The sequence below is a fragment of the Streptomyces sp. NPDC001027 genome, from assembly GCF_040299045.1.
In the GTDB taxonomy this organism is placed as follows: domain Bacteria; phylum Actinomycetota; class Actinomycetes; order Streptomycetales; family Streptomycetaceae; genus Streptomyces.
This window is the reverse complement of sequence record NZ_JBEPBI010000377.1, coordinates 1-5,394: the sequence shown is the minus strand read 5'-3', so window position 1 is coordinate 5,394 and position 5,394 is coordinate 1. Positions and strand designations below refer to the sequence as shown.

The 5,394-nt window shown below is 68.8% G+C and carries 2 protein-coding genes; both read right to left on the bottom strand.

Annotated elements, in window-relative coordinates:
* Window positions 1-92: 92 nt before the first annotated feature.
* Entirely contained in the window at window positions 93-2,228 is a 2,136-nt protein-coding gene (locus tag ABT300_RS40975; RefSeq protein WP_351687374.1) for a Helicase associated domain protein, read from the bottom strand.
* 157 nt (window positions 2,229-2,385) lie between these two features.
* Entirely contained in the window at window positions 2,386-4,881 is a 2,496-nt protein-coding gene (locus tag ABT300_RS40970) for a DEAD/DEAH box helicase (protein WP_351687371.1), read from the bottom strand.
* Between the last annotated feature and the right edge of the window lie 513 nt (window positions 4,882-5,394).

The window sequence follows — 5,394 nt, the reverse complement described above, 5'->3', positions numbered from 1 at the left end:
CGCCAACCAGGCAACGGCTGAACAAGTGAACCTGAAACCACGTCAACCCGCCCTGACCAGCTAGTCAGCACCTCCCGCGCAGCGGGGGAACCTCAATCCAGGGCGGCGAGCAGCTGTCCTCGCGGCCACGGGCCTGCGCTCGACCGGGCATGCCTGCGGTCCTGCATGCGCTGTGAGGCCAGCCACCGGCCCAGGGGGTACCCGTTGTGGACGTAGTCGGAGGCCACTGCCAGGTGCCCGTGTTCTGCGGCGAAGCATCGGGCACTGGCCAGACCCGCATCCGGCATTGCCCCGGCCGCATGCGCCTCCTGGTCGTCTCCAACGGCGACCGGAGTCTTCTCGCTGGGCTCCACCATGCCGATCTCTGCCAGCAGACGCCGCTGGTCAGGATGAAGGCTCTGTGGAGCGGCACGTTGCTGTGACAGCCACCGGGCCAGTTCGGCATCGATCCCCGAGAATCCGGCAGACGCATCCAGCCGCTGACCGCTTTCCACGAGCCGGCGGACGTGAGCGTAGGCGCGCTGCCAGGCCAGAGGCCATGGCGGATTCCACCATGGATCGATGGCATCGAGTGCGAGGGACCGCTTCGTGGCGCTTGAGGCGCGCCTTGCTCGGCTGCGCTGGCTGGTGAGCCAGGCTCCCAGCGGATAGCCCTGATACCGCACGCTCTTGCCCGAGACCGCCAGGTGCCGGTGTTCGGCGGCGTAGGCCTTGGCATGTGCCAGTGCCGCCTCGAAGCCGGCATGCATGCTGGCCCGCCGGGGCCGGGCCATGCGGGCCACCTCAACGGTGATCCCGATGTCGGCCAGCAGACGCTGCTGTTCGGGATGGAGCGCGTCGTAGTGGCTGCACTGCAGGTATAGCCACTCTCCGTTGAGGACGTGGGTACCGGGGAAACCGGCGGCCGCATCCGGCGGCCCGTGCACCGCGGCATGATCACGGGCCCGGTAGTACGACCGCTGCCACTGCGTCGGCCAGGGCACGTTCCACCACACATCCAAGGCCTCCAGCGCCTCTACACGCTCCTGCGACAGTGCCCAGGCCCTGGTCTTGACGTTGTGCAGCCATTCACCCAGCCGGAAGGAATCCACCATGGTGTCCTTCTGAACAGCAAGGTTGCCGTGCTCATGCGGATACCGGCGCGCGTAGGACAGACCGCTAGCGAAGGCCTTATCCGCTTGCAGGCTGTGCCCTCGCCGTCTCTTGGCCCCCACACCGCGCCCAGCAGGCCTGGCCACCTCGGCGAGCTCGTCTGCCACCGGCCGCGGACGATGGGCGGAGGCCACCGCCCACATACCCCTCTCCGCGGCCTGCCCGCCCCGGTGCGCCCGCACGCACTGATGAGCCCATGTAAACAAGGGACCTGACGTCTGCGCCGCGAGTTCCTCCACAAGCCAGGGCCGTCGCAGACAGCGTGCGACCGCCATGGGCAACGACGGCAGATCAGCAAGCCGGAACGGAACACCCCCACGCGCCTCGGCCACCACACGCCTGCGAAAAGCGCCGTCGGCGAGCAACGCGGCAAGCGCCACGGCCTCCGGATACGTCACAGCCTCCCGCGCCACCACCTGCCACGTCGCCCACTCCACCCTGGATTCCCACAGCGCGCGCAGCCGCGCCGGCCACAGCTGCTCGCGCGGCCACATTCGCTGCCACCACGACGCGGTCACCGCCTGAGCCACCTCGAAGGCGCCGACCGCCGCCGTACCGCGACGCAACAGCTTCCGATGCCGCTTCTGCGCCTGCACCCACAGCTCACCCGCCGGCAGCGCCACCACACAGCCCGCCGTGCCGGGCACCTGCATCAACCACGCGCGGTGCACCCCGCACACACGCTGGCCGGGCTGCAGGTACAAGCGCACGTCCTCTGGACGCCCAGTCCGCCTGACCGTGCATTCGGGGCACGCCGGCCCCCACGGCAGGACCATCTCCGGCGTGTGATGGAACTGCGCCGCCGGGCCTATGGGAAACCGCCGACGCGGCTCTTCTTGAGCCCAGGCTGGCAGTGCCTTGTGCAGGTGGTGAGACGCGACACGGCACAGCACTGCTACGCGATCGCGGGCCTCCTGATTGAGAAAGACCTCGCTGTCCGGCCGCGCTCGGCCCATGACGTTCGACCGCCCACTGGCGTCAGCCACTGCCGGCAGCAGCTCCTTGATCTCCAAGCCGTACCGAGCTGCCAACCTGCCCAGGAACGACTGCGTCATCTCGCCGTGTACCGGCGCCACCCGCCATACGCCAGCACCTAGCACCAACAGCTCAGCCTTCCCTCGACGCTGATCCCTCTCGCCCGTCCGTACGCATAACCCCCCATGGATGCAACTCGGTTACGGAATGCCGCTCATCCGGGATCGCTTTACTGCCATCCCACCCGCTGGCATGCGCCTATGCCCAGCGCATACCGATACTGGAGAGCTGCGCGATCCGTTCCGGCGACAGCGTCGCCGCGCGCGAGCGTTGGTTGCTGATCCATGCCCCCAGGCGGAACTGCAGTTCCCATCCCTCGTCTGCGAGCACGGTCTCTACGTGCTTGCGGGGGACGTTCAGGTGGCCCTCGCGTTCGTAGAACTGCTTGGCGGCTGCCAGGTTGGCGGCCCACTTGTCGGCCTGCGTGCGGCGCGGCTGGGGCTTCTCTTCCTCGGTCGCGGGGGTGATCCCGAGGATGTGCTCGCACATCCACTGCTGAACGGTGGTGAGCTTGTCCCAGCCCAGACGCTGGGCACGCACCCACCGCCCGAGATCCTCGGACTGCATCAGCACCTGGCCCGGCTCGGTGGGCAGTTCGCCGCCCTGCTCGAGGTGCAGCCGGGTGAGGTGGAAAGCCCGCTGCCACTCCACCGGCCAGGTGGGGCACCACGACGGGTCGATCTCCTCCAGCTGCTCGCGCCGGTCATCCGACAGCGCGCCGGCCGACGACCCCACAGGCAGCCCCTCGGCACGCCGCTGCTCGATCTCCGAGGCCTTTCGTGCTGCGGCCCTGGCGTTCTTTAGAAAAGTCCCTACTCGGTAACCCTGGTAGGTGGCGTCCAGCGGCGCCAACAGGTGCCCGTTTTCGGCGGCCCACCCGCGCGCCGCCGCGAGGCCCTCCTCCCAGGCGACGTCATAGTGCGACCACACCATGCCGAGCTTCTCCAACTGCTCGATGCGGTCCTCGTTCAGCGTCCCGCGGGCGTAGAAGCGCCTCGCGTCGGCCACCCATTGCCCCAGCGGGAAATCGGCCAGCGAGGCCGGCCACCCTCCAGCCTGAGCCTCCTCACCAGACGGCACGCGGAACGTGAACGGCACCTTCAGATCCCCGGACTCGCGTGCGTAGATGACGGAGGCCTCCACGCCCCGCCTCCAGTGCTCATGCTCCGGGTTGAGGACCCGCAGGTTGATGAACGCGGCCAGCTGCGCCGGGTCACGCGGCGCGCTGAACTTCAGCAGCCGCCGCGCGGGCGCCGACGGACCCCCGGACCGCTCACCCCGACCATCCTGGCCCTGTGTGGCCTTCTGGACGGGCTTGTAGGCGCTCGGGGCCTGCTGCTGCGCCAACTGCTCCACCACCCGGGCGTCGTGCGCCCTGAGCGCCTCCAGCAGCTTCGCCAACCCGCCGAACGCCCGGGAGGTCAGCATGTTGTCGGCCGTCTCGCCCGGCCCGAGCAGGACCGGGACGACCAGGCTGGCCACCTTGCCCTCGCCGGGCTGCATCCGCAGCGCCCGCCCGACGGCCTGGACGAGGTCGGGCATCGAGCCGCGCACGTCAGCCCAGTAGACGGAGTCGCAGTGCTTGGTGTCGACGCCCTCGCCCAGCACCTTCACCGAGCACAGGAAGCACTTCTCCACGACCGTGCCGTCCGCGGCGACCCCGGCGCCGAACTCACCCAGCCGACGCTGACGGTGGAGCGGCTTGTGCTCCCCGCACAGCCAGTCCGCCCAGATCGTCTTCGGGTACAGGTCGGGGTCGGCGGCGTGCAGCTGCGCGGCGACGTGAGGGAGGCCGGCAGCGAACGCCTCGGCTTCCTTGACGACATGGTGGAAGACCAGCGTGCGCTTGAAGTTCTCCTCCGACGACGCCTTCAGCAACGCGGTCTGCAGGGCGGCGAGCCGGGCCCCGCGAACCTCGTCCGAGCGGCCCTCAGCGCCCAGGAGCTGGGCGGCCTGGAGCTGGGTATCGGTGATGTCCACGCACACCACCTGGTACGGCGCACAGATCCCCCGGTCGATAGCCTCCGACAGCGTCAGCGTGTAGCAGCGGGCGCCGAACTGGCCGTCCGGGTCGTCCTCCATCGAGGCGACCAGCTCGCCCGGTGCGCCCTCGGAGTCCTCGTCCAGCTGCCACACCCGGGGCGTGGCCGTCATGTACAGGCGGCGCAGGGAAGGGATCTTCTGGTTGTTGTGGACGACCGCCCACGGCTTACCGATCCGGCCCGAACACCGGTGCGCCTCGTCCACGATGATCAGGTCCCAACCCGGGAGGCCGGCCTCGTGGGCGCGCTCCAGCGTGCCGAGCCCCAGGCTGGCGTACGTGGCGAACACGGTCACCTTGTCGAACGGCTTCACCCAGGAGACCAGCTCGTCCACGTCCGTTGTGTTGGGGAAGGACACCTGCTCCCCGCGCAGGGACGACACCCCGATCATCGGGCCCGTGCGACCTCCAGCGCGCCAGGAGGCCTCGGTCTGGGCGAGCAGATCCAGTGAGGGCACGAGCACCAGGACCCGGCCCGTGTGGAGCTCCTCAGCGCTCCGGGTGGCTACGAGGCTCTTGCCGGATCCGGTCGCCATGATCACCTGAGTCCGGAGACCACCCTCCGGCACAAGAGATCTTGCAGGCAATTCGAGGGCGTGCAGTACCGCGTCCACGGCTTCTCGCTGGTGGGGGCGGAGTTCCATTGCTGCCATTTCGGTCTGCCTTCTCCTGTAGGCCGGTGGGGCTTCCTACGCAGCAGGAAACGGGAAACCTGCACGTAGGCGATGTGCGAGCGGATACGGTGAAGCCACCGGGACCGGATCGCCGGGACTGATCTGGCGAGAGGAAGCCTGATCCAAAAGGCCCGAACCATCTCAGCGGTGCTGCTAGCTGAGTCCAGAGTCTATCTCGTGCTTCAAAATGAAGCAGAAACAACCGTGAAAATCCCTCGAACGTGGCTCGATCCTGTTAGCCTGACCCCATCGAACGTGATTCCAGACCCCGCCCCGACCCTGGCCATTCAGGCTTCCATGACCCTCCGTCACCTCTCCCCGTGCTCCCATGATTCCTCCCGCGCCACCCCTGTTGCTGCGTCAGGGCCGCGCGGAGCGTGGCCCGTTTCCCGCACGGAGTGCGGGGTGGTGGCTGGAGCGGAGCGGATGCCACCTCGGGCGGAGCCCGGGCGGCCGCTTGCGGCCGGCTCGTTCCTGGAGCGCAGCGGAGGG

What these genes read in the sequence shown, in the direction of transcription:
- ABT300_RS40970 (WP_351687371.1), bottom strand. Translation starts at nt 4,881, where the DNA reads ATGGCAGCAATGGAACTCCGCCCCCACCAGCGAGAAGCCGTGGACGCG.